The following is a 26,470-nucleotide window of genomic DNA, read 5'->3' on the forward strand; positions in this document are numbered from 1 at the left end:
GCATGTTCGGTGTCATCGATCTGCCCACCTACCTTGTGGGCCTCGTCCTGATCGTCCTGCTGCCCGGTCCCAACTCGCTGTACGTCATCTCCGTCGCCGCGCGGCGCGGTGCGCGCACCGCGTATCGGGCCGCGGCCGGGGTGTGGTGCGGGGACGCGGTGCTGATGACGCTGTCGGCGGCCGGGGTCGCCTCGCTGCTCCAGGCGAACGCCGTGCTGTTCGGGATCGTGAAGTACGCCGGTGCCGGATATCTGGCCTGGCTGGCGGTCGGGATGCTGCGCGCCGCCTGGGGGCTGTGGCGGACCCGCCGCGAGCGGGCCGCGGACACGGGCGCGCCCGGGGCCGCCGCCGATGAGCGGCCCTTCCGCAGGGCGCTGGTCATCAGCCTCCTCAACCCCAAGGCGATCCTGTTCTTCGTCGCCTTCTTCGTGCAGTTCGTCGACCCGGGCTACGCCTACCCGGCCGTCTCCTTCGTCGTCCTCGGCACCTTCGCCACGCTGGCCAGCGTCCTCTACCTCAGCGCGCTGATATTCGGCGGCACCCGGCTGGCCGCCGCCTTCCGCCGCCGCAAGCGGCTCGCCGCGGGCGCGACGTCGGCGGCGGGAGCCCTGTTCCTGGGCTTCGCGGTGAAGCTGTCCCTGGCGTCGAGCGTGTAGCGAGGCACCCTTCCCGGCCTCAGCCGTGCTGGTCGAACCGGGCGCAATACTCCGCGACCCCGGTCGGCGCGTCTCCCGCCCAGCCGACGTATCCGTCGGGCCGTACGAGGAACAGCCCGGCCCCGTACGCCCCGTGCGCCGGGCCGTGGACGGTCCGCACCCGCTCGCCGAGGGCGGGAAGTCGCGCCGCCCCGCCCAGTGCCAGCAGGGTCCAGTGCGGTCCGCGGAACGCGTCGAAGAGGCGGGTCCCGTCCACGGTAGCGTCGGGTGCGCGGTCGCCGGCCCGTACCGGTCCGGGGTCGGTGCGGGTCTCCCGCGTGAGTGACGACGTGCGGTAGCCGAGGCCCAGCTGACGGGTCGCCTCGCCCCGCCGGGTCTCGCCGCGGTGCACGCTGGTGGACAGCCCGAGCATGTCGGCGGCGATGGGACGCCGCTCCTCCTCGTAGGAGTCGAGCAGGGCCGCGTCCGTGCCGTCGCGCAGCACCGCGCCCAGCTTCCAGCCCAGGTTGTAGGCGTCCTGGACGCTGGTGTTGAGGCCCTGGCCGCCGGCGGGGGAGTGCACATGGGCCGCGTCGCCGGCGAGGAAGACCCGCCCGGAGCGGAAGCGGTCCGCCAGGGCCGCCCGGGGGCGGAAGTCCGAGGCCCAGCGCAGCTCGGTCACGCTCTCGGGGGCGAGGTGCGAGCGGGCGGCGACGACCTTCCGTATGCCCTCCAGCGAGAGGTCCGGGGACGCCCCGTCCGGGAACTGCGCCACCAGCTGGAAGTCCTCCGTGCCGGCCAGCGGGCAGAGCGCGAGGTAGCCCTCGCCTTCGCCGCCCGGCGGGAAGATGTGCCAGTTGTCCCGGTCCAGGCCGCTGATCCGGACGTCGGCCACCAGCGTCGGGTTCGGGTCGAGGGTCTCGCCCGCCATGCCGATGCCGAGCAGTCTGCGCACCGTCGAGCGGCCGCCGTCCGCCGCGACGGCGTACCGGGCGGTGACGGGCTCGCCCGAGGCGAATTCCGCGCGCACCCCGTCCGCGTCCTGCGTCAGCCCCACGAGCTCCCGGGCGAAGGCCACCTCACCTCCCAGGCCGGTCAGCCGCGCGTACAGGATCTCCTGCGTGCGCCACTGCGGCACCATCCACGGCTCGGTGTACGGCGCGTCCTCGCTCGCCTCGGTCGGGTCGAACATCCGGTGCTCGCCGGCTCGCCTGCCGTCCTGCCAGATCATCCCCACCGGGTAGGGGCCGCCCGCCGCGCGGATCGCGTCCAGCACGCCCAGATCGTCGAAGACCTCCATCGTGCGCGGCTGGATGCCCTTGCCCCGGGAGCCCGGGAACAGTGCCTCCGACCGCTCGACGACCAGCGCGTTCACACCGCGCCGCGCGAGGTCGATGCCGAGCGCCAGGCCGGTCGGGCCCGCGCCCACCACCAGTACGTCCGTGTCCATGATCCACCCTCTCCTTAACGCTGTTAAGTGCTTCACGAGAATCGCCTTAACGGTGTTAAGTTGTCAAGCGTGAGTACCGAACGACGTGAGCCCCTGGACCGGCGGCGGGTCGCGGACACCGCCCTGCGGCTGCTGAACGAGGTGGGCCTGGACGGCCTGACCCTGCGGGCCATCGCCCGGGAGCTGGATGTGAAGGCGCCCGCCCTCTACTGGCACTTCAAGGACAAGCAGGCGCTGCTCGACGAGATGGCGACGGAGATGTACCGCCGGATGGTCGCCGGGGCCTCGCTCGACCCTGCCGACACCTGGCGGGACCGGCTGCTGAAGGCCAACCGGGGACTGCGCGCGGCTCTGCTCGGCTACCGGGACGGCGCGAAGGTGTTCAGCGGCTCACGCTTCACCGGCATCGAGCACGCCGGGCAGATGGAGGAGAACCTGCGCCTGTTCACGGCCGCCGGCTTCACCCTCGCCCAGGCGGTCCGCGCGCTCACCACGGCGTACATGTACACGCTCGGCTTCGTCACCGAGGAACAGGGCGTACAGCCCCTGCCGGACGAGCGCCGCGAGGGCTACGACGTGAACGAACGCGCCCGCCTGATGGCCGACTTTCCCTTGTCGGCCCAGGCGGGCGCGGAGATCTTCGAGGACTACGAACAGCACTTCGAGGAGGGACTCGCCCTCGTGATCGAGGGGATCGGGGCGCGCTACGGGGTCTCATGACACCCGGCGTCAGGAGCGGTTCGCGCGTGCCCGCCGTACGGCCCGGGTGACCAGGGGCGGCAGCAGGTCCTTGGCGAGTCGACGGGCCCGGGACGGGGCGGGCCGGGCCGGTCGCGCCGCACGGGACTCGGTCACCTCGGCGGGGGCCTTCGGTGCCGCCGGCGGTGCCACATAGTGCCGGGAGGCCGGGAACGGCGGCGGCTTCATGCCCCGGGACCGGGCGCGGACCAGCCGGTGCCCGGCCGCCGACTGCACGCTCAGCCCGACGTCCGAACGCTGGCGCAGCATGTCGAGCAGTTCCTCCTGGAGCGGCTCGGGATCGCCCCAGGTGCCGTACAGCTTCTGCGTGCTGAGGCAGATCGGGCGCAGACCGCGGTTGAGGACGGCCTCCCAGGCGGCGACCGAGACACCCGGGGTGTGCTCGGAGCGGAAGTCGTCGAGGACCACGATGCCCTCGGGCACCAGGATGTCGTGGGCCGCGCCGATGTCGCCGTGCACATGCTCGTACAGGTGCGAGGCGTCGACGTGGATGAATCGGCAGCTCGCCGGGGCCACCTTCTCGGGCACCACGGAGCTGGGGGCCGCGATCACCGTGGGCAGGTCGTCGTGGAAGGAGAGATAGTTCCGCTCGAAGGTCTGCCGGGTCAGCGAGGCGTAGGACTTCGCCGACTCCGCCTGGTTGGCCCCGTCGGGGGCGTCGCCCTCGAACAGGTCGCAGACCGTGAACTTCTCGCCGTTCTGGAGGTGTTGGCCGAGCAGGATCGCGCTCTTGCCCATGTAGACGCCGAGTTCCAGCAGGTCACCCTTTATGCCCTGCTTCTGCTGCCCCTCCAGGAACCAGGTGAACAGCATCTGGTCCAGCGGGGGGAACCAGCCCGGAACATCCGTGAGTTCGCCGGGGTGCTTGTCGGTCGCTTGTGCGTTGGTCATGAGACGAGCCTTCTCTCTGAGCGTTGCCCGAACCGACGGACGGTTGAACGTCCCGTGAACAGCTCAGCGATCCTTCGCCAGTACTGCCCGCAACCGTGGCGTCAGGGGCTTCTCCACATACTGGTTCAGCAGCCACGCGAGCAGCAGCATTGAGGCCGCGGTCAGGGCGAATGTCGCCCCGGATGGCAGGCCCAGCCCGCGGTGCAGGGCGTGGATCACCACCCAGCCGAGGTGTTCGTGGACGAGGTAGAACGGATAGGTCAGCGCGCCCGCCACCGTCAGCCACCCCCAGTTGGCCCAGCGCAGCCAGCCCAGGGCGATCGCCGCGACCGCAAGGAAGCCGAAGGTCACGACGAGGACGATGCCGGTCGAGGAGCGGTAGGAGAAGCCGTCCTCACCGGCCGCGTGCCACAGGCTCCGCACCGCGTAGTGCTGCCCGATCAGCCAGCTGACGGCGACGATGCCCCACGCGTAGGCGTCCCGCCGGTCGAGGTGGACGAGGTAGAGGCCGACACCGCCGATGAAGTACGGGGCGTACTCGGGCATCAGGACGATGTCGAGCAGCGGCATGTTCGCGTTGTCCGCGATCACCGCCGCCAGCATCCAGCCCGCGCAGAACATGATCACCCGGCGGCGGCTCGCCCCCGGGAGCACCACGCACAGCGCGAACAGGGCGTAGAAGCGGACCTCCGCCCACAGCGTCCAGCACACCCCGAGCACCCGGTCCACGCCCAGCGGCATCTGCAGCATGGTCAGGTTGACCAGGGCGTCGCTCGGCGACACCGCCTTGTAGGCCACCACCGGCAGCGCGAAGACCAGGGTCACTATCGCGACCGCCACCCAGTAGGCGGGCAGCAGCCGGGAGGCGCGGGAGGCGAAGAACGACTTCAGGGGACGGCCCCAGCCGCTCATGCAGATCACGAACCCGCTGATCACGAAGAACACCTGGACGCCGAGGCAGCCGTAGGCGAAGAACTCGTGCAGGGTGGGGAACTGGACCTTGGGCGAGCTGCCCCAGGCCTCGCCGACCTCACCGTCGCGGCCGCCGTAGTGGTACGCCGCCACCATCAGCGCGGCCACCAGCCGCAGACCGTCCAGGGCGCGCAGCCGGCCGCCGGAGCCCTTCTTGCGCCGTGGGGCGGTCGTGGCTCCCGGTGGTTCGACCAGCACGCTGACTTCGGGCCGGGGCTTGCGGGTGCTGACGACCGTCTCGGTCACGCTGGAAACCTCTGTAGCTCGTATGTCCTTCACCTGAGCCGCCTGTGGGCGGGCAGGGCGCCGCCTGTCACCCTAGGACGGGAATTGACGCTTAAACGTTCGACGGAAACAGGCTTCGCCTTCCTGTTTCCATGGATTCATCTGGATGTCGGTCGCGGGTAGCTGAATCGTCGGTCGCGCGCAGCCGAAAACGCGGAGGCGCCGGTCCGCCTCCACGGGGGACCGACGCCTTTGCGGTGCTCGGCATACGTTTTCAGCGGCGTACCGCCTTGCGCAGCGCCCTGGCCCGCCGGACCACCCGGCGTGCCGTGGAATTGCGCGGCAGGAATGCCAGCCGCTGCGGAATACCGCCGGGCAGGCCGAGCGAGGTGAGACGGCGCTTCTTGAAGTAGCGCCGGGTGCGCGGACCGAGATACCGGGCGAGGAACCGCTCCGCCTGCGGGCGCAGTTCCGGGTAGATCTGCGGCTGCATGGTGAACCCGACGGCGGTGACCAGACCGGACAGCCGTTCGGCCGACAGGATGTCGCCGTCCTGCCCGCCGTCCAGGTCGGGCAGCAGCGCGTCCGCCAGGGTGGTGGGGATCCGGTTGCTGTTCTGGTAGGGCGTCAGCCGCTCCAGCAGCAGCTCGGTGCCGATGCGCGCGACCGGCAGGTCGTAGAGCGCCGAGGCCGTGAACAGCGCCGTCGAGAAGCAGCCGACGACCAGTGCGGGCCGGGCCCGGTCGAACAGCACCTCGGCGAGCACGGGCGTGTCCAGCACGGTGAGGTCGACGCCGAGCTTCTCGGCCTCGGTCTCCAGGGCGCGGCTGTAGCGGGCCGGCGCGGTCGGGTGCGGCTTGAAGACGACCGTGCGGTGCCCCTGGGCGACCGCGCCCCGCATCATCCGCACATGCAGGTCTTCCTCTTCCTCCGGGGAGAGGATGTTCAGCGCCGACAGGTACTGGCCGAGCAGCAGTGCCGCGTCGCCGGGTACGTCGGGCAGCTCGGGGACGGTCTCGGTGACCTCGCCCAGCACCTTCAGGAACGCGGGTGAGGGCACCAGGTGCGCCGGCACCTCGAACTCGGTCAGCAGCATCGGCGTGAGCCCCGGCACCAGGTCGAGGTGCAGCAGCCGCCGCACCCGCGTGCCGACCAGCGGGTCGAGCTTGTTGCGCGTGGGGCCGTAGCTCATCAGCCCGTCGGCGTAGACGTCGATGGGGGCGTCGGTGAACAGCTGGGCCACCGTGAGGGCGGGCGCGACCTGGATGGACTCCAGTACCAGGCTCACGCGGTCGTCGCCGAGGCCCCACAGCATCCGCAGATACCGCTCGAACAGGGGGATGTCGTCGGTGCGCGGCGTCCAGGCCCCGGGGTGGAAGGGGCGGATCGCCTCGTTCCAGGACAGCACCTCGTCGAAGTGCTCGCGCAGCGGAGCGAAGCCCGGCATCTCGTCGAGCGCCGGGGTGGTCTCCGGGGTCGCGGAGTTGTTGAACACCAGCAGCACCCGGCGGTCCGGCTCCTCGAAGAGGTCCGAGTCGATCGCGGCGGCCAGGGTGGCGACGCCGTACAGCGTCGAGGCGCAGAAGATCTGAGTGGTCCCGGGCATCAGGCGGCCGCCTCCGTGGTGGTGGCCCTGCGCCGCAGGCGCCGCAGCCTGGACGAGCGGTCCATGTCCATCGCCTCCAGTGCGTCACCGAGCGCGTCCTGCGGCATGCGCTTGATGGCCGCCGCGCTCATCGACCGCAGCTGCCTCGCCACGGCCGGTTCGAACCTGTCTTCGTTGGAGAGGTGGTGGGCGATGATCGCGCAGTAGGTCCGCACCGCCTTGGGCAGCAGCCGGTCGGCCTCTCGGTCCGCGGCGGTCTCCTCGATCACCTGGTCGAAGGCCCGGATGAAGTCGAGCTGGCGGACATCGCCGATCTGGGTCAGCGACGAGGCCACCCCGCGCCGGTAGAACACGCCCAGCAGGCTCACCACGGCGAACGACTCCGCCTCCCGGTGCAGCTTCCAGATCCACGGCCGGTCCTCGGCCGTGCGCAGACCATGGGTGAAGTGGAGCACGCCCTGGTCGAGGAGGCGGCGGTGGTAGGCGCCGGCCCAGGCGTAGGCGTAGTCCACCGACGTCGAGCGGTGGGCGGGCAGGATGGCGTCCCGCGGGCTGAACACCTCCCAGCGGCGGCCGACGGGCACCCGGCTGACGGAACGGGCGCGCGCGGTGGCCTGCACATGGTCGGTGCGCACGAAGTCGCATCCCAACTCGTCCATGGCGGACACCAGTTCGGTGAAGTAGCCGGGGGCCAGCCAGTCGTCGCCGTCCAGGAACGTCAGGTACTCGCCCTGGGCCGCGTCCAGGCCGGTGTTCCGGGCGGTGGCGAGCCCGCCGTTCTCCTCATGGCGGATGTAGCGCACCTGGGCGACATCCGAGAGGTCCTCGGCCGCTCGCTCGAGAATGGCCGGGGTTTCATCCTTCGAATGGTCGTCGACCAGGATGAACTCGAAATCACGGTCGGCGTTCAGCCGAAGGCTTCTGAGGGTGTCCGGGGCATATTGCTGCACGTTGTAGAACGGCACGATCACGGAAAGCTTAGGCACCTGCAAAACGTTAGGAGCCCGCCCGGCAGCGCAACTTTCCGATGAACGTACACCGGGTGAACTCAATGTGTCAGAACGGTGCACCACGTGTACTTCCGGCCTTCCAGCGGGCCAGTTCGGCTCTCGGTGGGGTGTTGTTAACTTTTCGTTGAGTCGCGGTTCCGCCGTACCTCGGATTCGCTTCCTAGCGTCATCGACGTGCCAGCAAGTACACCGAAGCGCCCGCGAATCGCCGTCCTCGCGGACTCAGACACCCGATGGAAATGGGGTGCGCTGACCGCGGACCGCATCGCCCCGGGCCCGTCCATGGAAGCCGGACCGCGCGAGGGCGCGCAAGTCCGCCCCGTCCTCGACGGCTACCTGCTGCGCGGCCGGGCGACGCCCACCCCGCGCCAGCTGGAGGAAGTGGGCGTCAGCGCCGACTCGCTGCGGGAGGTCACCGCCGTCGAGTTCCTGCGCGCCATGGAGGAGGAGTCGTACGACCTCCTGGTCCTGGCCCTCGTCGGCGGCGGTGTACAGGCGATGCTGCACGGCCTGACGCGCGTCTGGCAGGACCGCACCACGCGGCCCGTCGTCGTCACCGGCTACGTCGGTGTCGTCTACGAGAAGCTCGCCGACGGCCTGCTGCTGCGGCACGGCGCGGACCTGGTCCTCGCCAACTCCCGACAGGACGCGGACCGCTTCCGGGCCGTCTACGAAGGGGTCGGCGCCGACGCCTCCGCTGTGACCGAGGTGGCCCTGCCCTTCCTCGGCGGTGCGGCCTACGAAGGTGAACACGACCCCTACACGGTCGTCTTCGCCGCCCAGCCTTCCGTCCCGGACAGCCGCAAGGACCGTACGTACCTGCTGAACCGGCTGGTGCAGCACGCCCGCAGGCACCCCGAGCGCGAGGTGCTGCTGAAGCTGCGCTCCAAGCCGGGCGAGCACACCACCCACATCGAGGAGCTGCCGTACCAGAAGCTGGTGCAGCGCCTCGATCCGCCGGACAACTTCCGCCTGGTCTACGGAAACATGGGCGAGGTCCTCGACCGCACCGACCTGCTGGTGACGGTCAGCTCCACGGCCGCCCTGGAGTCGCTGCACCGCCGCGTCCCGACCGTCGTCCTGACCGACCTCGGCATCCGCGAGTCGCTCGGCAACCACCACTTCGTGGGCTCCGGCTGCCTCGCCTCCTGGGACCAGCTGGACGCCGGACACCGGCCCACGCCCGACGAGGAGTGGGTCGCCCGGCAGGGCGTCGCAGCGGACGGCTCCTACGACGCCGCCTTCGACGCGGCCCGCGAGCGCATCGCCAAGCTGCTCGGCCGGCCCGGCGGCCTGCCCCCGCTGGCCCCGTACTACACACCCGTCACCGCGCCCGGCTATCTGCCCGGGATCCTCGCCCGCCACCACCTCGGCCCGGACGGCACCCCGCTGCCCGGTGCGCCCGCCGCCGACAAGGAGCCCGGAGCGGTCCGGCAGGTCGTGCGCCGGGCGGCGCGCGGCGCCTACCGGCACGGCGTGCAGCGCGTGGCGCCCGTCATCCGGCGGATGGGCGAGCTGTGAGCCGCCCCGAATCCCCCGCCCACGGAGCTCAAGGAGTAGTCCCCATGTCACAACCGGAAGCGGGCCGAGGCGCCTCGGTGCGCCGTGTGCTCGCGGTGATCCCCGCGCGCGGCGGCTCCAAGGGCGTGCCCGCGAAGAACCTCCTTCCCGTCGGCGGCGTCCCGCTGGTGGCGCGTGCGGTGCGCGAGTGCCGCGCCGCCCGCCTCGTGACGGACGTCGTGGTCTCCACCGACGACCAGGCCATCGCGGCCGCCGCCCGCGAGGCGGGCGCCGAGGTCGTGCTGCGGCCCGCCGCCATCGCCGGTGACACGGCCACCTCCGAGGCCGCCGTCCTGCACGCCGTGGACGCCCACGAGGCCCTGCACGGCGCGGTCGTGGACGTGGTGCTGCTGGTGCAGTGCACCAGCCCGTTCATCACCCGCGAGGACGTCGACGGGGTCGCCGAGGCCATCGTCGAGAACGGCGCCGACACGGCGCTCACCGTGGCACCGTTCCACGGCTTCGTCTGGCGCGACGCCGAGGACTCCCAGGACGCTGTCGCGGCCGGCACCGTCGCGGAGGCCGACGCGGCCACCGGCGGCGGCTACGGCGTCAACCACGACAAGTCCTTCCGCCCGCGCCGCCAGGACCGCCCCCAGGACCTGCTGGAGACCGGCGCCGCCTACGGCATGGAGGCGGTCGGCTTCCGCAAGCACCAGCACCGCTTCTTCGGCCGCACCGAACTGGTGCGCACCGACCCCGCGCGCGTGCTGGAGATCGACGACCCGCACGACCTCGCCCGCGCCCGGGCCCTCGCCCCGCTCTTCGACGCGGACCGGCCCGGCGCGCTCCCGACCGCCGACGACATCGACGCGGTCGTCCTCGACTTCGACGGCACCCAGACCGACGACCGGGTGCTCGTCGACTCCGACGGACGGGAGTTCGTCTCCGTGCACCGCGGAGACGGACTCGGCATCGCGGCCCTCCGCAGGAGCGGCCTGAAGATGCTGATCCTGTCCACGGAACAGAACCCTGTGGTCGCCGCCCGGGCCCGGAAGCTCAAGCTCCCGGTGCTGCACGGCATCGACCGCAAGGACCTCGCACTGAAGCAGTGGTGCGAGGAGCAGGGCATCGCGCCGGAGCGCGTGCTCTACGTCGGCAACGACGTCAATGACCTCCCGTGCTTCGCCCTCGCGGGCTGGCCCGTGGCGGTCGCGAGCGCCCACGACGTCGTGCGCGGCGCCGCACGCGCGGTCACCACCGTCCCCGGTGGCGACGGCGCGATCCGAGAGATCGCCAGCTGGATCCTCGGCCCCTCTCTCGATTCCCTCACCAAGTAAGGACATCTGCGCCATGAGCAACAACTCCCGCATCCGCAAGTTCGGTACCCGCGAGGCCGGCCCGGGCCGCCCCGTCTACGTCACCGGCGAGATCGGCATCAACCACAACGGCGACATCGAGAACGCGTTCAAGCTGATCGACGCCGCCGCCGAGGCCGGCTGCGACGCGGTCAAGTTCCAGAAGCGCACGCCGGAGATCTGCACCCCGCGCGACCAGTGGGACATCGAGCGCGACACCCCCTGGGGCCGGATGACCTACATCGACTACCGCCACCGCGTCGAGTTCGGCGAGGACGAGTACGGCCAGATCGACGCCTACTGCAAGAAGCGCGGCATCGACTGGTTCGCCTCCCCGTGGGACACCGAGGCCGTCGCCTTCCTGGAGAAGTTCGACGTTCCCGCCCACAAGGTCGCCTCGGCCTCCCTGACCGACGACGAGCTGCTGCGCGCCCTGCGCGCCACCGGCCGTACGGTCATCCTCTCCACGGGCATGTCCACCCCGAAGCAGATCCGCCACGCGGTCGAGGTCCTGGGCAGCGAGAACATCCTCCTGTGCCACGCCACCTCGACCTACCCGGCGAAGGCCGAGGAGCTCAACCTGCGGGTCATCAACACCCTGCAGGGCGAGTTCCCGAACGTCCCGATCGGCTACTCCGGCCACGAGACCGGCCTGCAGACCACCCTCGCCGCCGTCGCCCTGGGCGCCACCTTCGTCGAGCGTCACATCACCCTCGACCGCGCCATGTGGGGCTCGGACCAGGCCGCCTCCGTGGAGCCGCAGGGCCTCACGCGCCTCGTCCGCGACATCCGCACCATCGAGGCCTCCCTCGGTGACGGCGTGAAGAAGGTCTACGAGTCCGAGCTCGGCCCGATGAAGAAGCTGCGCCGCGTCAGCGGTGTGGTCGCCGAGGCGGAGATCGCCGACGCGGCGGGCGAGCCGGTCGGCGTCTGAGCGCACCACCCCCACAACACCCCTTACGACGGGACGGTCGTACGTCGATGAGCCCCCGCGCCGGGAACGCCGGCCCCCACACTCTCGCGTTCGTCGAGAGTCCGGTACAGCTGCTGAACGTGCTGGAGTGGGCGCACGCGCATGCGCCCGGCGTGGGGCTCACCCTCGTGGTGCTGTCGCCCGTCGACCCGATGACACGCGGCCAGCTGCGGCGGATGTCCGACCTGGCCCGTGACGAGGGGCACGAGGTCCGCTGGGAGGAGGCGCGCGGCGGTCCGCTGGCGCCCTTCCAGACCATCGCCGGCCTCACGGGCGTACTCCGCAAGGCCCGCCGGATCGTCCTGGGGGACCCCTTCTCCCGCTACGTTCAGCTCCTCCTGACCATCACCCGCGCCCGTGACCTGGTCGTCGTCGACGACGGCACGGCGACGATGGAGTTCGTCGGGCAGCTGGCCCGGGGCGAGCGACTGGTGCGCTGGCACCGCAAGGGCGGCCGTCCCGGCCCCCGCGACCTGATCTTCGCGCCGGTGTCCTCCTCGGCGCGCCGCCGCCTCACGCCCGGGGGCAGGCGCCGGGTGGAGATCTTCTCCTCCATGCCGATGGAGGAGACCCCCGAGGGCGTCACGATCAGCGCCAACGACTTCGCCTGGACCCGGGCCCGGTTCGGCCCGCCCCGCATCACCAAGGGCGCCGACATGGTGGGCACGTCCCTGGTGGAGACGGGGGTCGTCGACGACGACCGCTACCTGGAGGCCGTCCGTGCCCTGGCCGCCGCCCACGGCGCCACCCGCTACTTCGCCCACCGCCGCGAGAGCCCGACCAAGCTCCGCCGCCTCGCGGTCGAGACGGGCCTGGAGATCGTCCGCCCCGAACTCCCCCTGGAACTGATCGCCCGCCGCGGCCCCATCGGCCGCACGATCCTCAGCTTCCCCTCCACGGTCGTCCACACCCTCCCCCTGGCCCTCTCCGGCACCGAGGTCCGCGTGGCGGTCTGCGACATCGACCCCGCCTGGCTGACCGAACACGCCTCCCCCCGGGCCCAGGGCTTCCTGTCGGGCGTGACGGGAGCGGCCCGCGACGTGCACCGCCTGTCCCCGGGGTCCTCGGAGAATCCCACCGGCCCGGGCACCGTCCCGGGCCCGGCCACCACGACCGCCCCGCCCAGCATCCCCCCTCCGACGGCCAGACCCACCATGACCGGCCCGGCGGACGCCACCGGCGCGATAGCCGCCGGCTGACACCCCGGAGGGCCCTCGACCCCGACCGGCTCACCCCCCGGCAGGCCCCGGCCGGTAGGCCAGCAGGAACGCGCGGGGGAGTTTCTCCTCGCCCTCCGGCTCGCGCAGTACACGGGCGTGGACGTGGAGGCCTGCCTTCGTGAGGGCGGTGGCGACCGACTCCGGGGTGCGCCAGTAGAAGTCGAGTGAGATCGGGCTGCCGAAGCGTTCGGTGAGGCGGAGATGTCCGTCCTCGTCGCCGGACTGGAAGCCGAGCAGGAGTGGTGCGCCCGGCTGGAGCACGCGGTGGAACTCGGCGAAGACCGTCGGCAGATGATCGTCCGGCACATGGATGATCGAGTAGAGCGCGACGATGCCGCCGAGCGTCTCGTCCGGCAGGTCCAGGGCCGTCATCGAACCGACGTGGAACCTCAGCCCCGGGTGCGCCCGGCGGGCCAGGGCCACCATGCGGGGCGAGACGTCGATGCCGAACACCGGCAGCCCGAGGCCGTGCAGTCGCGCCGCGACGTACCCGGGGCCGCTGCCGATGTCCGCGACCGGGGGCCGCACGGCCGCCCCGGGCGCCCCGGGCGTCCGGACCAGGTCCACGAAGGCCGTGAGCAGCGCCCGCTCCAGCGGTCTCCCGGCCAGGCTGTCGGGGAACCCGGCGGCATAGGCCTCCGCGATGGCGTCGTACGAGGCCTGGGTGGCGGTGAGGAACTCGGGGCTGTCGGCGCGCACGGGGCGCACACTACTCGGCGGTGTACGTCCGGCAGATGAACAAGGCAGTGTTCCCCGCGCGGGGCGTGGTATCCGTGGAGAGGATGGATGGGTACCGGAGTCGTGATGGAGGTGTGGCCGATATCACACTCCGCGAGGTGTGGTGACCGGCTCGGCCCAAAAGGCGAGCGAGTTTACCCATCTCACTTGATAGCTATACGTCCGGCGGTCATATTTTCTTCCCCTAACGGGTTGAAGTTTTGTTGATCGAGGGTCAGCCGACCGCCCTGGCGCCCTACCCTTCAGAGGGTGAAGCAATTGATGTCACTGGAGTCCGAGGTCGATCTTCCCGGCGAAGCCGTACTTCCCGGCGCACTGCCCGACGCCCTGCGCGCAGAGCTCATCGCGTTCCGGCGCGACATGCACATGCACCCGGAGCTGGGCAACCAGGAGTTCCGCACGACGGCCGCGATCAAGGAGCGGCTCGAGCGGGCCGGCCTCAAGCCGCGCGTACTCACCGTAGGAACCGGACTCGTCTGTGACATCGGCGTAGCGGGCGAGCAGTGGGACGGAGGCCCCAGCATGCTCGCCCTGCGGGCCGACATCGACGGCCTGCCCATCCCGGACACCAAGGCCGATTGCCCCTACCGCTCGACCGTGCCCGACCGCGCCCACGCCTGCGGCCACGACGTGCACACCACCGCCGTCCTCGGCGCCGGCCTGGTCCTCGCCGATCTGCACAAGCAGGGCCTGCTGCCCCGCCCCGTCCGGCTGATCTTCCAGCCCGCCGAGGAGGTGCTGCCCGGCGGCGCCGCCGACGTCATCAAGTGCGGGGCGCTGGAGGGGGTCGGCGCGATCATCGCCGTGCACTGCGACCCCCGGGTGGACGCGGGGAAGATCGGACTCCGCGAGGGTCCCATCACCTCCGCCTGCGACCGGCTGGAGATCTCCCTCGACGGCCCGGGCGGCCACACCGCACGCCCCCACCTCACCACCGACCTGGTCACCGCGGCCGCCCGCGTCGTCACCGACGTACCCGCCCTGGTCGGCCGGCGCTTCGACAGCCGCAGCGGGCTCGCCATCACCTGGGGCCGCGTCGAGTCGGGACACGCGCCGAACGTGATCCCGCAGCACGCCGAGCTCTCCGGCACGGTGCGGTGCCTCGACATCGAGGCCTGGCGGCAGGCCCCCGACGTGGTGGTCGCGGCGATCGACGAGATCGCCAATCTGTACCGCGCCAAGTCGGAGATCAACTACGTACGCGGCGTGCCGCCCGTCGTCAACGAGCCCGGCGTGACCGAACTGCTGCGCGACGCCATGATCGCCCGTCGCGGCGTCGACTCCGTCCTGGGCACCGAGCAGAGCCTCGGCGGCGAGGACTTCTCCTGGTACCTGGAGCACGTCCCCGGCGCCATGGCCCGACTGGGCGTCCGCGTCCCCGGCGAGCGCCACGTACGCGACCTCCACCAGGGCGACTTCGACGTCGACGAGTCCGCGATCACGGTCGGCGTGGAACTCTTCACGGCGGCGGCCCTGGTCAACGGTCTCCGTTAGGACCGGCCAGGACCGGCCCGGCCGACGCCGTCGGCCGGGCCGAGAAGGTGACAAGGGCGTAACCGGCCACCGCCAAATGCATAACGGCCCCGCAGAGACCAGTTCCCAGGAGGGTCTACGCGCGTTAATGTGCGCCGAACCGAGCACCCGCTGCGGGGCTTTGGAGAATGGGGAACTTCAAGATGCGTCGGATTTCCAGATTGACCCGCGTCGCGGTGGGGGTCGCGTCGCTCGGGCTCGTCGCCACGGCCTGCGGCAGCACCAGCAGTGAGAGCGGCAGCAGCGACACGAAGGACGACAAGGGTCTCGCCATCGCCTACGACGTCGGCGGCAAGGGCGACCAGTCCTTCAACGACGCCGCCTACGCCGGCCTGACGAAGGCCAAGGCCGAGTACGGCTACAAGACGGCCGACATCGAGCCCACCGAGGGCGAGACCGACGCCGACAAGGAACAGCGGCTGGTCTCGCTGGCCAAGCAGGGCTACAACCCGGTCATCGGCGTCGGCTACGCCTACGGCCCGGCGATGAAGGCCGTGGCCGCCAAGTACCCGAAGACCACCTTCGGCATCGTCGACTCCGTGGTCGAGGGCAAGAACGTCGCCTCCCTCGTCTTCGCCGAGGAGCAGGCCTCCTACCTCGCCGGTGTCGCTGCCGCCAAGGTCACCAAGTCGAACACCGTCGGATTCGTGGGCGGTGTGGACATCCCGCTGATCCACAAGTTCGAGGCCGGCTTCAAGCAGGGCGTCCAGGACACCAACCCCAAGGTGAAGGTCCTGTCGCAGTACCTGACGCAGACGGCCGAGGAGGGCGGCTTCGCCAGCCCCGACAAGGGCAAGGCCGCCGCCGAGGGCCAGATCGAGAAGAAGGCCGACGTCGTCTACCAGGCGGCCGGTCTCTCCGGTCAGGGCGTGATCGAGGCCGCCGCCAAGGCCAAGGTCTGGGCGATCGGCGTCGACTCCGACCAGTACAAGCAGGCCCCCCTCGCCGCGTACAAGCAGTACATCCTCACCTCCGCCCTCAAGGACGTCGGCGGCGCCGTCTACGCGCTGGCCAAGTCCGTCGACAGCGGCAAGCCGCTGTCCGGCACCCAGACCTTCGACCTGAAGGTCAACGGCGTCGGAGTCTCCGAGGCGAACCCGGAGTTCGGCAAGGTCGCGGGGCTCAAGGACGCCGTGGACAAGGCCAAGAAGGGCATCATCGACGGCTCCATCAAGGTCAAGACCGAGTAGCGGTACCGGTCTGCGACAGCCACAGAGGGCGGGCACCCCGGGGTGCCCGCCCTCTTCGGCGTTCCCCGGGGCCGGATCACCCAGCGCCACCCCTCGTTCGCGGTCGGCAACGCCCGGGCCAGGGTGCGGGCATGGCTTGGGCACGGGCGCATAACAAGGTGGACAGAAGGGGTTTTCAGGCAGGTCTACGCGCGTTAATCTGCGGCGAAGCCAGCGCCGAAGCTGAACCGACCCCCGGCGCTTGTACGACAGGAGCACCCACACATGCGCCGGATTTCCCGGATCACGGTCGCAGGCGCAGCGACCGCTTCCCTGGCCCTCGCACTCTCCGCCTGCGGCAGCACCTCGACCTCTGCCGGGTCGTCGGACTCGAAGGGGAACAAGGGCCTCGCCATCGCGTACGACGTCGGTGGCAAGGGCGACCAGTCCTTCAACGACGCCGCGTACGCGGGTCTGGAGAAGGCGCAGAAGGACTTCGGCTACGAGACGGCCGACGTGGAGCCCACCGAGGGCGAGACCGACGCCGACAAGGAGCAGCGTCTGGTCTCGCTGGCGAAGCAGGGCCACAACCCGGTCATCGGCGTCGGCTACGCGTACGCCTCGGCCGTCAAGGGTGCCGCGGAGAAGTTCCCGGACACCACCTTCGGCATCGTCGACGACGCCACGATCAACACCAAGAACGTCGCCGACCTGGTCTTCAACGAGGAGCAGGCCTCCTACCTGGCCGGCGTCGCCGCCGCCAGGAGCACCAAGTCGAAGGTCGTCGGCTTCGTCGGCGGTGTGGACATCCCGCTGATCCACAAGTTCCAGGCGGGCTTCGCGCAGGGCGTCAAGGACACCGACCCGAAGGTCAAGGTGCTCTCCCAGTACCTGACGCAGACCGCCGAGGAGGGCGGCTTCGCCAGCCCCGACAAGGGCAAGACGGCCGCCGAGGGCCAGATCGAGAAGAAGGCCGACGTGGTCTACGCGGCCGCCGGTCTGTCCGGCCAGGGCGTGATCGAGGCCGCCGCCGCCAAGAAGGTGTGGGCGATCGGCGTCGACTCCGACCAGTACGAGCAGGCCGCCCTCGCCAAGTACAAGGACTTCATCCTGACCTCGGCGATGAAGGACGTCGCCAAGGCGGTGTACAACCTTGCGAAGTCGGTCGAGGACGGCAAGCCCGAGACCGGTATCGTTCGTGGCGATCTGAAGACCGGCGAGGTGAGCCTCTCGGACTCCAACCCGAAGTTCGCGGACGACGCCGAGCTTCAGGAAGCCATCAAGACGGCCAAGGAGAAGATCATCAGCGGCGAGATCAAGGTCAAGAGCAGCTGACGACTTACTGCCTCGAGCAGGCAGTGACCCCGGGGGTCGCGTCCGCTCAACGGGGTGCGGGGAGGCTGCTCCTCGTGCCCCGTTGTCGCGGGGGCGCCGGCCCCTTTGTTTGCCGTAGGGGCGCTACGCGCGTAGACGACCCCCGTCCCCAGGAGAGTGCGTTATCAACGCGTCCAGCAGCCCTCCGGCCGGAGCGGCGGTCAACGAATCGGTGACCGCCGTCGAACTCGCCGGGATCACCAAGCGCTTCCCCGGCGTCGTGGCCAACCACGACATCCACCTCAGCGTCCGCAAGGGCACCGTCCACGCCCTCGTCGGCGAGAACGGCGCCGGCAAGTCGACGCTGATGAAGATCCTCTACGGCATGCAGAAGCCGGACGAGGGCACCATCGCCGTCAACGGCGAGCAGGTCGCCTTCTCGTCGCCGGCCGACGCCATCGTCCGCGGCATCGGCATGGTCCACCAGCACTTCATGCTCGCCGACAACCTCACGGTCCTCGAGAACGTGGTGCTCGGCAGCGAGAAGCTCCACGGCATCGGCGCCAAGGCCCGCCGCAAGATCAAGGAGCTCTCCGAGCGCTACGGCCTCGGCGTCAAGCCCGACCTCCTGGTCGAGGAGCTCGGCGTCGCCGCCCGCCAGCGCGTGGAGATCCTCAAGGTCCTCTACCGCGGCGCCACCACGCTGATCCTCGACGAGCCCACGGCCGTCCTGGTGCCGCAGGAGGTCGACGCCCTCTTCGCCAACCTGCGCGAACTGAAGTCCGAGGGCCTGTCGGTCATCTTCATCTCGCACAAGCTCGGCGAGGTGCTCTCCGTCGCCGACGAGATCACCGTCATCCGCCGCGGCACCACCGTCGGCACGGCCGTCCCCGCCGAGACCACCCCGCGCCAGCTCGCCGAGATGATGGTGGGCAGCGAACTGCCCACGCCCGAGACGGCCGAGTCCACGGTCACCGACCGCCCGGTCATCACCGTCGACAAGCTCCGCCTGGAGGCCCCCGGCGGCAAGGCCCTGCTCGACGACATCACCCTCACCATCCACGCGGGCGAGGTCCTCGGCATCGCCGGTGTCGAGGGCAACGGCCAGACCGAACTGGTCGACGCGATCATCGGCCTGAAGCACGCCGACTCCGGCACGATCACCCTCGTCGAAGAGGAGATCACCGCCTGGCCCACCCGCAGGCGCCGCGAGCAGGGCATCGGCTACATCCCCGAGGACCGGCACCGCCACGGCCTGCTCCTGGAGGCCCCCCTCTGGGAGAACCGCATCCTCGGCCACGTCACCGAGAAGCCCCTCGCCAAGGGCGTCTGGCTGGACCCGAAGGCCGCCCAGGAGGACACCCGCCGGATCGTGACGGAGTACGACGTCCGCACCCCCGGCATCGACGTCACCGCCGCCTCCCTCTCCGGCGGCAACCAGCAAAAGCTCATCGTCGGCAGGGAGATGAGCCACAAGCCCCGCTTCCTCATCGCCGCCCACCCCACCCGGGGCGTGGACGTCGGCGCCCAGGCCGCCATCTGGGACCACATCCGCGAGGCCCGCCGCGAGGGCCTGGCCGTGCTGCTGATCTCCGCCGACCTGGACGAGCTGATCGGCCTGTCCGACACTCTGCGCGTGATCTACAACGGCCGGCTGGTCGCGGATGCCGACCCGGCCACCATCACCCCCGAGGAGCTCGGCTCGGCCATGACCGGTGCCGCGACCGGACACCTCGAGCACGAAGAGACCCCCGAGATCTCGAAGGCCGACGCCCCCGAGTCTCCGGAAGACGAGGCCCGCTGATGAAGAAGTTCGACAAGGAGCGCGTGCTCCTCGCGGTGGCCGGGCCGGTCATCGCGCTCGCCGTGGCCTTCGTCCTGATCGCGATCGTGCTGGTCGCGTCGGGCAAGAACCCGTTCGAGCCGTTCGCCCTGATGTTTGAGCAGCTCGGCTTCTCCGACATCCAGGTGCTGATCATCAACCAGGCGTCGATGTACTACATCGCGGCGCTCGCGGTGGCCATCGGCTTCCGGATGAACCTGTTCAACATCGGCGTCGACGGCCAGTACCAGCTCGCCGCCATGATGGCCGCCATCGTCGGCGCCCACGCGAGCATGCCGGCCGCGATCCAGGTCCCGCTGCTGCTCCTGACCGCCGTCCTCACCGGCGCCTTCTGGGCCGGTATCGCCGGTGTCCTCAAGGTCACCCGCGGCGTCAGCGAGGTCGTCGCCACGATCATGCTCAACGCGATCGCGACCTCGGTGATCTCCTACCTGTGGCTGCCGGACGTCTTCGGCGTGAAGGTCGGCAACAACAACACCACCGGCGAGATGCACGAGTCCGGCTGGATCCCCGGCATCGGCATGGGCGCGGCCGGCGAGATCTACGGCCTGGTCCTCCTCGCCGTCCTGCTCGGCATCGGCTACTGGGTCGTCCTCAACCGCACCCGCTTCGGCTTCGACCTGCGCGCCTCCGGCGCCTCGACGACCGCGGCCGCCGCCAGCGGCGTCGACCCCAAGCGCATGGTGCTGACCGCCATGCTGATCTCCGGCGGCCTCGCGGGCCTGGCCGGCCTGCCGATCCTGCTCGGCGACACCCACACCTACAGCCTGAACTTCCCCACCGGCATCGGCTTCCTCGGCATCGGCATCGCCCTGCTCGGCCGCAACAGCCCGGTCGGCATCGCCTTCGCCGCCCTGCTGTGGGCCTGGCTCGACAAGGCCTCGCCCGAACTGGACTTCCACGGCTACGACAAGGAGATCGCGGTCATCATGCAGGGCCTGATCGTGCTCTCGGTCGTCGTCTCCTACGAGGCCGTCCGTGAATGGGGCCTGCGCCGCCAGCAGCGCCGGGTCGGCGCCGAACTGGCCGCCGGTCACGTCCTCGGCACCACCACCCACAACGCCACGAAGGAGGTGGCTGGCCGATGACCACCGTGACCGACCTCAACCAGCCCACGCTGCAGCCCGCGGCGCCCACCGGCCGCCGCCTGTCGTGGCCCGTCCTGCTGCTGGTCATCGCCGGCGGCCTGGCACTCACCTCGATCGTCCGCATCATCACCGGCGCCGACGGCATCACCAACGTCAGCCAGATGTCCACCGCGCTCCAGCTCGCCGTGCCGATCGGCCTCGCCGGTCTCGGCGGCCTGTGGGCCGAGCGCGCGGGCGTGGTCAACATCGGCCTCGAGGGCATGATGATCCTCGGCACCTGGTTCGGCGCCTGGGCCGGATTCCAGTGGGGCCCGTGGACCGGTGTCCTGGTGGGCATCGCGGGCGGCGCGATCGGCGGTCTGCTGCACGCCTTCGTCACCGTCACCTTCAACGTCAACCACATCGTCTCCGGTGTGGCCATCAACATCCTCGCCCTGGGCGCCACCCGCTACCTGGCGCCCCTCGCCTTCGAGGGCCACACCGGCGGCTCCGCCAAGCAGTCCCCGGCGGTGGACTCCCTCGGCAACTTCACGGTGCCGGGCCTGTCCGACGCGCTGCGGGACCTCAACGCCCACGGCTGGTTCCTGATCTCGGACATCGCCGGCCTGCTCGGCGGCCTGGTCACCAACGTCTCCTGGCTGACCCTGATCGCCATCGCGCTGATCCCCGCCACCTGGTGGATCCTGTGGCGCACCGCCTTCGGCCTGCGGCTGCGCTCCTGCGGTGAGAACCCGGTCGCCGCCGAGTCCCTCGGCGTCAACGTCTACAAGTACAAGTACATCGCCGTGATCATCTCCGGTGGTCTGGCCGGCCTCGGCGGTGCCTTCCTGTCCATCGTGGCCAACCCCTTCTACCTGGAGGGCCAGGTCAGCGGCCGCGGCTACATCGGCCTCGCCGCGATGATCTTCGGCAACTGGATGCCCGGCGGCCTCGCCATCGGCGCGGGCCTGTTCGGCTACACCGACAGCCTCAACCTGCGCGGCGGCTCGGCCAACGTCCACGCCCTGCTGCTGCTCGGCGCGCTCCTGCTGCTCATCGGCGCCATCTGGCTGGTGGTCCGCAAGAAGTACGTCCAGGCCGTGATCACCCTGGTCGTCGGCGGCCTGGTGTTCGCCTGGTACGCGACCACCGACGAGGTCCCGAACCAGGTCGTCTCCGCCACGCCGTACGTCATCACCCTGGTGGTGCTCGCCCTGTCCGCGCAGCGCCTGCGGATGCCCAAGGCGGACGGCATGCCGTACCGGAAGGGACAGGGCAAGTGACCGGCGCCGGCCCGGCCGTCGACTGGGAGAAGCTGCGCGCGGTGGCCCGGGACGCCATGTCCCGGGCGTACGCCCCGTACTCCGGCTACCCGGTGGGCGTGGCCGCCCTGGTCGACGACGGCCGGATCATCTCCGGCTGCAACGTCGAGAACGCCTCGTACGGGCTCTCCCTGTGCGCCGAGTGCGGCCTGGTCTCGGAGCTGCACAACTCCGGGGGCGGCCGTCTGACGCACTTCACCTGCGTCGACCGCGACGGCGACCCGCTCGTGCCGTGCGGCCGGTGCCGCCAGCTGCTGCACGAGTTCGGCGGCCCGGACCTGCTGCTGGAGACCCCGGAGGGCATCCTGCCGCTGTCGGCGATGCTGCCCCAGGCCTTCGGCCCCGGCCACCTCAGCAAGTAGTCATTCCCGTACGGCCCCTCCGAGTCGCCAGTCGCTCAGGAGGGGCCGTACGGCTTCTGGAAATCCTCGGAAGGAAGCCCAAGCCATGGCCATGGACGCCATCTCCGTCATCCGCACCAAGCGGGACCGCGGCGAGCTCAGTGACGAGCAGATCGACTGGGTCATCGACGCGTACACCCGCGGGGAGGTGGCCGACGAGCAGATGTCCGCCCTCGCGATGGCCATCCTGCTCAACGGCATGAACCGCCGTGAGATCGCCCGCTGGACCGCCGCGATGATCGCCTCCGGCGAGCGCATGGACTTCTCGTCCCTGTCCCGCCCGACGGCCGACAAGCACTCCACGGGCGGCGTGGGCGACAAGATCACGCTCCCGCTGGCGCCCCTGGTCGCCGCCTGCGGTGCCGCCGTACCCCAGCTCTCGGGCCGCGGCCTCGGCCACACCGGCGGCACGCTGGACAAGCTGGAGTCCGTCCCCGGCTGGCAGGCCCTGCTCTCCAACGAGCGGATGCTGAACGTCCTGGACACCACCGGCGCGGTGATCTGCGCGGCGGGCGACGGCCTGGCCCCCGCGGACAAGAAGCTCTACGCCCTGCGCGACGTCACCGGCACGGTCGAGGCGATCCCCCTGATCGCCTCCTCGATCATGTCGAAGAAGATCGCCGAGGGCACGGGCTCCCTGGTCCTGGACGTCAAGGTCGGCACCGGCGCCTTCATGAAGACTCTGGACGACGCCCGCGAACTGGCCTCCACGATGGTCGGCCTCGGCACGGACCACGGCGTCAGGACGGTCGCCCTGCTCACGGACATGTCGACCCCGCTCGGCCTCACCGCCGGCAACGCCCTGGAGGTCCGCGAGTCGGTGGAGGTCCTCGCGGGCGGCGGCCCGGCGGACGTGGTCGAACTGACCCTGGCTCTGGCCCGCGAAATGCTGGACGCCGCAGGCCTGAAGGACACCGACCCGGCGAAGGCCCTGGCCGACGGCTCCGCGATGGACGTCTGGCGCCGCATGATCGCGGCCCAGGGCGGCGACCCGGACGCGGCACTCCCGGTGGCCCGCGAACAGCACGTGATCAAGGCCCCCGCCTCGGGCGTCCTCACCCGCCTCGACGCCTACGACATCGGCATCGCCGCCTGGCGCCTCGGCGCGGGCCGCGCCCGCAAGGAGGACCCGGTCCAGGCAGGCGCCGGCATCGAGATGCACGCCAAGCCGGGCGACACGGTGAAGGAGGGCCAGCCCCTCCTCACCCTCCACACGGACACCCCCGACCGCTTCGCCTACGCACTCCAGGCGGCGGAGGGCTCCTACGACATCGCCGCGCCGGGGACCGACTTCACGGCGTCGCCGGTGGTGCTGGAACGTATCGCCTGACCTGGGGCTTTCTCGTTCGGGTGGACGGGACCGACGGACCTCCGTCGGTCCCGTTCGGCGTGTTGGATGACGCCATGAGCGTGCTGCACGGCGACTGCCTCCTGACCGGCAACGAGTGGGACGAGCTGGTCTGGATCCGGGAGCAGACGCGTGCCCCCAAGGGCTGCAAGGTGGAGATCATCGAGGGAATCATCACGGTGACGCCCCACTCCACCATCCCCCATCACCGCATCGCCGACCGCGTCCATCGAAGCCTCTCCCAGGTGATCCCCGAGCACTGGCACATCTTCCAGGGGCTGGGCATGGCCGTTCCGGCCCGGCTCGGGCTGTATGTGCCCGACCTCGCTGTCGTACCGGAGCTGCCGGCCGAGGGCCACGACGATGTCGTCCCCGCTGCCGTCGCCCAACTCGCCGTCGAGATCACCTCGGCGGCCACCGCCCACCATGACCGCACGGTGAAGGCCGCGGGCTACGCCGAGGCGGGAGTGCCGCTCTATCTCTTGGTCGACGGCGTGGCACCGGGCGGTCCGACGGTCACCCTGTACGGAGAGCCGAGGAAGGGCGTGTACCGCCTCCTGCGTGCAGGCAGGTTCGGAGAACGCATCACCCTGCCGGACCCCATCGGCCTCGAACTCGACACCGGCGAGTTCCCCGACAACTGACTCACCCCAGCAACGCCGCCACCACCACAAGCACCGGCACCGCCAGCACCGTCGACAGCAGGATCGCCTCCCTCGCCAGTACCTCGCCCACCCGGTAGCTGCTCGCGTACGTGAACAGGTTCTGGGCGGCCGGCAGGGCGGAGGTCACGACCACGTCGAGCAGGGACGCTCCGTGGAGGCCGAAGACGGTCGTCGCCAGGGCCCAGGCGATCAGGGGCTGGGCGACCGCCTTCAGGGCCACGGCGAGGAGGACGGGGGCCCGTTCCGCGCCGCGCAGGGGGAGTGTGCTGCCGCGCAGGGAGATGCCGAAGGCCAGCAGGACCGCCGGGACCGACATGTTGCCGATCAGGGTCAGGGGGTCCATCAGCGGGCCCGGCACGTGGAGGCCGGTCGCCGATGCAGCCACCCCGGCCAGGGAGCCCAGGGCGATCGGATTGCGGAGCGGGGTGAGCAGGCTCTGCCACAGGGGGCGCTTGTCCTCGTCCGAGACGGTCGCCAGGTCCAGGACCGTCAGCGCCACCGGTGTGACGGCGACCAGCTGGAACAGCAGCACCGGCGCGACCAGCGACGCGTCGCCCAGGACGTACACGGCGATCGGGATGCCGAGGTTCCCCGAGTTGACGTAGCTGGAGCACAGGGCACCGACCGTCGTCCGGCCCACACCCCACCCGCGCACGGCACCCACCGCCACGAAGACCCCCGCCGCCGCTGCCGTGCTCATCGCCGTGACCAGCAGCCGGTCGGAGAAGATCACCGACAGGTCGGCCTGCGCGAGCGTCGTGAAGAGCAGCGCCGGGGACGCCACATGGAAGGCCAGCTTGGTCAGGACCTCGCGGCCCCCGTCGCCCAGGTAGCCCCGGCGGCCGATCAGGTAGCCCACCCCGATGACCACGGCGATGACCGCGAAGCCGCTCAGCACTCCCTGCACGACGCCCCCTCACCGGCGAAGAGAGCATCAGACAGCGCGGGAGGGGCAGGTGCATGGGGCATACAGCCAACCCTCCGGGGAAGGCCATGTCCCGGTCAATGTGATCTTTGCAGCGCGCCGACAGGAAGGACCGTCGCGATGAGTTACGGCCGCCCGCCCGGTCTACCGATCGTGGACGCCATGACACCCCCCGTGCTCGTGCTGCCCGGCCCCGTCACCCGGGACGAGGTGAGAGGGCTGAGCGACGACGTACGGGCGCTGCTGCACACCAGTGGTGCCCGGGTCGTGGTGTGCGATGTCGCGGGCCTGGGGCCACCGGGCCTCGCCGCCGTCGACCTGCTGGCGCGGCTCCAGCTCGCCGCCCGCCGGGCGGGAGGCCGGATCAGGCTGCGCGACCCCGACCCGGCCCTAGGCGCCCTGCTCGACCTGGTCGGTCTCGTCTTCGAGACGGAGGGGCAGGTCGAAGAGCGGGAACCAGCGCTCGGTGTCGAGGAAGCAGTGGAACCCGGTGATCCGGCCGTCTGAGATCTCCAGCACCTGAACCGCCCACGGCATGAAACCGCCGCCCTCCGGGTCGGGCTTGTACTGGGCGAACCCCGGCAGCCCGTTGACCCGGACCGGCACCAGCCGGGAGCCCGCGCAGGGCGCGCCGAGCGTCGTCATGAAGCCGGTGATGTCGTCGACGCCGGTCAGCCACAGGTCGAACGGCGGCATCGTCATGACCGCGTCCTCGTGCAGCAGGGCGGTCAGCGCCGTCATGTCGTAGCCCTCGAAGGCCGCCACATAGCGGTCCAGCAGCTTCCGCTGGTCCTCGTCCAGCGGGTCGGAGACGACGGCGTCGGCGCCCGGCTGCTGCCGCTCGGCCAGGGTGGCGCGGGCCCGCTGCAGGGCGCTGTTGACCGACGCCACCGAGGTGTCCAGCAGCTCGGCGACCTCGCTGGCCTTCCACGCCAGGACCTCGCGCAGGATCAGCACCGCCCGCTGCTTGGCCGGCAGCTGCTGCAGGGCGGCCATGAAGGCGAGCCGCACCGACTCCTTGGCGACCGCGGCCTCCGCCGGATCCTCGGTCGTGGGCAGCACACGGGCGTCCGGCATGGGCTCCAGCCAGGTGTTGTCCGGGCGGGGGGAGAGGGCCGCGCGGGCGAGCGGGGTGGACTCGGTGAGGTCCATGGGCCGGGCGCGCTTGTTGCCCGCGGTCAGCATGTCCAGGCACACGTTCGTCGCGATGCGGTAGAGCCAGGAGCGGAGGCTGGAGCGGCCCTCGAACTTGTCGTAGCTGCGCCAGGCGCGGACCATCGTGTCCTGCACCGCGTCCTCGGCCTCGAAGGAGGAGCCGAGCATCCGGTAGCAGTACCCGGTCAGCTCGGTGCGGTGTGCCTCCAGCCTGGTGTCCAGGTCCGTCGGTGTCGCCGTGCCGTTCGTCATCGTCCACCCACCCCTGTGGAATGTCTGTCACGCGCCTTTGCGCCCAGTACTCCGGAAGCTACCGCAGCCCACTGACAACGGCCCCCCGAGCGCACAAACGCGCAGGCGGGAGCCGCCGCTTCAGACCGGTCGCCGCCGC

24 protein-coding genes are annotated in these 26,470 nt (G+C 70.8%); 16 read left to right on the forward strand and 8 right to left on the reverse strand.

Annotated elements, in window-relative coordinates:
- Positions 1 to 2: 2 nt before the first annotated feature.
- The gene (leuE, locus tag ACFT4A_RS33750; RefSeq protein WP_382837906.1) at positions 3 to 656 is read left to right on the forward strand and encodes a leucine efflux protein LeuE; all 654 of its coding nucleotides are present in this window, start codon (positions 3 to 5) and stop codon (positions 654 to 656) included.
- Positions 657 to 675: 19 nt separating this feature from the next.
- Here the strand turns inward: leuE and ACFT4A_RS33755 are convergent, their stop codons facing one another.
- Positions 676 to 2,085 carry an FAD-dependent oxidoreductase gene (locus tag ACFT4A_RS33755; RefSeq protein ID WP_382837908.1) on the reverse strand — a complete coding sequence of 470 codons (1,410 nt, stop codon included), beginning with the start codon at positions 2,083 to 2,085 and terminating at the stop codon, positions 676 to 678.
- 69 nt (positions 2,086 to 2,154) lie between these two features.
- Here ACFT4A_RS33755 and ACFT4A_RS33760 point away from each other — a divergent pair, with 69 nt between their 5' ends.
- The gene (locus tag ACFT4A_RS33760) at positions 2,155 to 2,805 is read left to right on the forward strand and encodes a TetR/AcrR family transcriptional regulator C-terminal domain-containing protein (protein ID WP_382837910.1); all 651 of its coding nucleotides are present in this window, start codon (positions 2,155 to 2,157) and stop codon (positions 2,803 to 2,805) included.
- 9 nt (positions 2,806 to 2,814) lie between these two features.
- Here ACFT4A_RS33760 and ACFT4A_RS33765 read toward each other — a convergent pair whose 3' ends face one another.
- From ACFT4A_RS33765 to ACFT4A_RS33780, 4 genes are all read right to left on the reverse strand, one after another.
- A complete protein-coding gene (locus ACFT4A_RS33765; protein ID WP_382837913.1) occupies positions 2,815 to 3,735 on the reverse strand; it encodes a class I SAM-dependent methyltransferase in 921 nt (306 codons plus the stop codon).
- Positions 3,736 to 3,798: 63 nt separating this feature from the next.
- Entirely contained in the window at positions 3,799 to 4,905 is a 1,107-nt protein-coding gene (locus ACFT4A_RS33770; protein ID WP_382838030.1) for an acyltransferase family protein, read from the reverse strand.
- Between the two features lie 301 nt (positions 4,906 to 5,206).
- On the reverse strand, positions 5,207 to 6,538 hold the full coding sequence (locus ACFT4A_RS33775; protein ID WP_382837915.1) for an alpha-2,8-polysialyltransferase family protein: 1,332 nt from the start codon (positions 6,536 to 6,538) through the stop codon (positions 5,207 to 5,209).
- Positions 6,538 to 7,524, reverse strand: coding sequence for a glycosyltransferase family 2 protein (locus ACFT4A_RS33780; protein ID WP_382837918.1), 987 nt, complete (start codon positions 7,522 to 7,524; stop codon positions 6,538 to 6,540). The genes ACFT4A_RS33775 and ACFT4A_RS33780 overlap by 1 nt, the downstream gene beginning before the upstream one ends.
- 198 nt (positions 7,525 to 7,722) lie before the next feature.
- Between ACFT4A_RS33780 and ACFT4A_RS33785 the strand changes: the two genes are divergently transcribed.
- Genes ACFT4A_RS33785 through ACFT4A_RS33800 form a run of 4 tightly spaced genes read left to right on the forward strand, consistent with a single transcriptional unit; the run spans position 7,723 to position 12,578 of the window.
- A complete protein-coding gene (locus tag ACFT4A_RS33785) occupies positions 7,723 to 9,069 on the forward strand; it encodes a DUF6716 putative glycosyltransferase (RefSeq protein ID WP_382837921.1) in 1,347 nt (448 codons plus the stop codon).
- Positions 9,070 to 9,113: 44 nt separating this feature from the next.
- A complete protein-coding gene (locus ACFT4A_RS33790) occupies positions 9,114 to 10,388 on the forward strand; it encodes a cytidylyltransferase domain-containing protein (RefSeq protein ID WP_382837924.1) in 1,275 nt (424 codons plus the stop codon).
- Between the two features lie 13 nt (positions 10,389 to 10,401).
- Positions 10,402 to 11,340, forward strand: coding sequence for an N-acetylneuraminate synthase family protein (locus ACFT4A_RS33795; RefSeq protein WP_382837927.1), 939 nt, complete (start codon positions 10,402 to 10,404; stop codon positions 11,338 to 11,340).
- Between the two features lie 47 nt (positions 11,341 to 11,387).
- Positions 11,388 to 12,578, forward strand: coding sequence for a hypothetical protein (locus tag ACFT4A_RS33800; protein ID WP_382837930.1), 1,191 nt, complete (start codon positions 11,388 to 11,390; stop codon positions 12,576 to 12,578).
- 30 nt (positions 12,579 to 12,608) lie between these two features.
- Here ACFT4A_RS33800 and ACFT4A_RS33805 read toward each other — a convergent pair whose 3' ends face one another.
- Complete coding sequence (locus tag ACFT4A_RS33805) at positions 12,609 to 13,298, reverse strand: class I SAM-dependent DNA methyltransferase (RefSeq protein WP_382837933.1); 690 nt, start codon at positions 13,296 to 13,298, stop codon at positions 12,609 to 12,611.
- 300 nt (positions 13,299 to 13,598) lie between these two features.
- Here ACFT4A_RS33805 and ACFT4A_RS33810 point away from each other — a divergent pair, with 300 nt between their 5' ends.
- The 9 genes from ACFT4A_RS33810 (at position 13,599) to ACFT4A_RS33850 (ending at position 23,978) form a co-directional block, all read left to right on the forward strand.
- Positions 13,599 to 14,831 carry a M20 family metallopeptidase gene (locus tag ACFT4A_RS33810; protein ID WP_382838033.1) on the forward strand — a complete coding sequence of 411 codons (1,233 nt, stop codon included), beginning with the start codon at positions 13,599 to 13,601 and terminating at the stop codon, positions 14,829 to 14,831.
- 182 nt (positions 14,832 to 15,013) lie between these two features.
- On the forward strand, positions 15,014 to 16,060 hold the full coding sequence (locus ACFT4A_RS33815; protein ID WP_382837936.1) for a BMP family protein: 1,047 nt from the start codon (positions 15,014 to 15,016) through the stop codon (positions 16,058 to 16,060).
- Between the two features lie 264 nt (positions 16,061 to 16,324).
- A complete protein-coding gene (locus tag ACFT4A_RS33820) occupies positions 16,325 to 17,374 on the forward strand; it encodes a BMP family protein (RefSeq protein ID WP_193481670.1) in 1,050 nt (349 codons plus the stop codon).
- Between the two features lie 211 nt (positions 17,375 to 17,585).
- Entirely contained in the window at positions 17,586 to 19,157 is a 1,572-nt protein-coding gene (locus ACFT4A_RS33825; RefSeq protein ID WP_382837938.1) for an ABC transporter ATP-binding protein, read from the forward strand.
- Positions 19,157 to 20,284, forward strand: coding sequence for an ABC transporter permease (locus tag ACFT4A_RS33830; protein ID WP_382837941.1), 1,128 nt, complete (start codon positions 19,157 to 19,159; stop codon positions 20,282 to 20,284). Before ACFT4A_RS33825 ends, ACFT4A_RS33830 begins: the two co-directional genes overlap by 1 nt.
- Positions 20,281 to 21,546: an ABC transporter permease gene (locus ACFT4A_RS33835; RefSeq protein ID WP_382837944.1), complete on the forward strand. Its 1,266-nt coding sequence runs from the start codon at positions 20,281 to 20,283 to the stop codon at positions 21,544 to 21,546. The genes ACFT4A_RS33830 and ACFT4A_RS33835 overlap by 4 nt, the downstream gene beginning before the upstream one ends.
- Positions 21,543 to 21,947, forward strand: coding sequence for a cytidine deaminase (locus ACFT4A_RS33840; RefSeq protein WP_382837948.1), 405 nt, complete (start codon positions 21,543 to 21,545; stop codon positions 21,945 to 21,947). Before ACFT4A_RS33835 ends, ACFT4A_RS33840 begins: the two co-directional genes overlap by 4 nt.
- Before the next feature lie 91 nt (positions 21,948 to 22,038).
- Positions 22,039 to 23,316, forward strand: a complete 1,278-nt coding sequence (locus tag ACFT4A_RS33845; protein WP_382838036.1) for a thymidine phosphorylase — start codon at positions 22,039 to 22,041, stop codon at positions 23,314 to 23,316.
- 74 nt (positions 23,317 to 23,390) lie between these two features.
- On the forward strand, positions 23,391 to 23,978 hold the full coding sequence (locus tag ACFT4A_RS33850; protein ID WP_382837950.1) for a Uma2 family endonuclease: 588 nt from the start codon (positions 23,391 to 23,393) through the stop codon (positions 23,976 to 23,978).
- A gap of 1 nt (position 23,979) precedes the next feature.
- Here ACFT4A_RS33850 and ACFT4A_RS33855 read toward each other — a convergent pair whose 3' ends face one another.
- Positions 23,980 to 24,906 carry an AEC family transporter gene (locus ACFT4A_RS33855; protein ID WP_382837953.1) on the reverse strand — a complete coding sequence of 309 codons (927 nt, stop codon included), beginning with the start codon at positions 24,904 to 24,906 and terminating at the stop codon, positions 23,980 to 23,982.
- 138 nt (positions 24,907 to 25,044) lie between these two features.
- On the opposite strand from ACFT4A_RS33855, the gene ACFT4A_RS33860 reads away from it, so the two are divergent.
- Entirely contained in the window at positions 25,045 to 25,431 is a 387-nt protein-coding gene (locus ACFT4A_RS33860; RefSeq protein WP_382837956.1) for an STAS domain-containing protein, read from the forward strand.
- Here ACFT4A_RS33860 and ACFT4A_RS33865 read toward each other — a convergent pair.
- Positions 25,315 to 26,331, reverse strand: a complete 1,017-nt coding sequence (locus tag ACFT4A_RS33865; protein ID WP_382837959.1) for a sigma-70 family RNA polymerase sigma factor — start codon at positions 26,329 to 26,331, stop codon at positions 25,315 to 25,317. The genes ACFT4A_RS33860 and ACFT4A_RS33865 overlap by 117 nt on opposite strands.
- Between the last annotated feature and the right edge of the window lie 139 nt (positions 26,332 to 26,470).

The sequence above is a fragment of the Streptomyces sp. NPDC057099 genome, from assembly GCF_042671245.1.
Taxonomy (GTDB): Bacteria; Actinomycetota; Actinomycetes; order Streptomycetales; family Streptomycetaceae; genus Streptomyces; species Streptomyces purpurascens.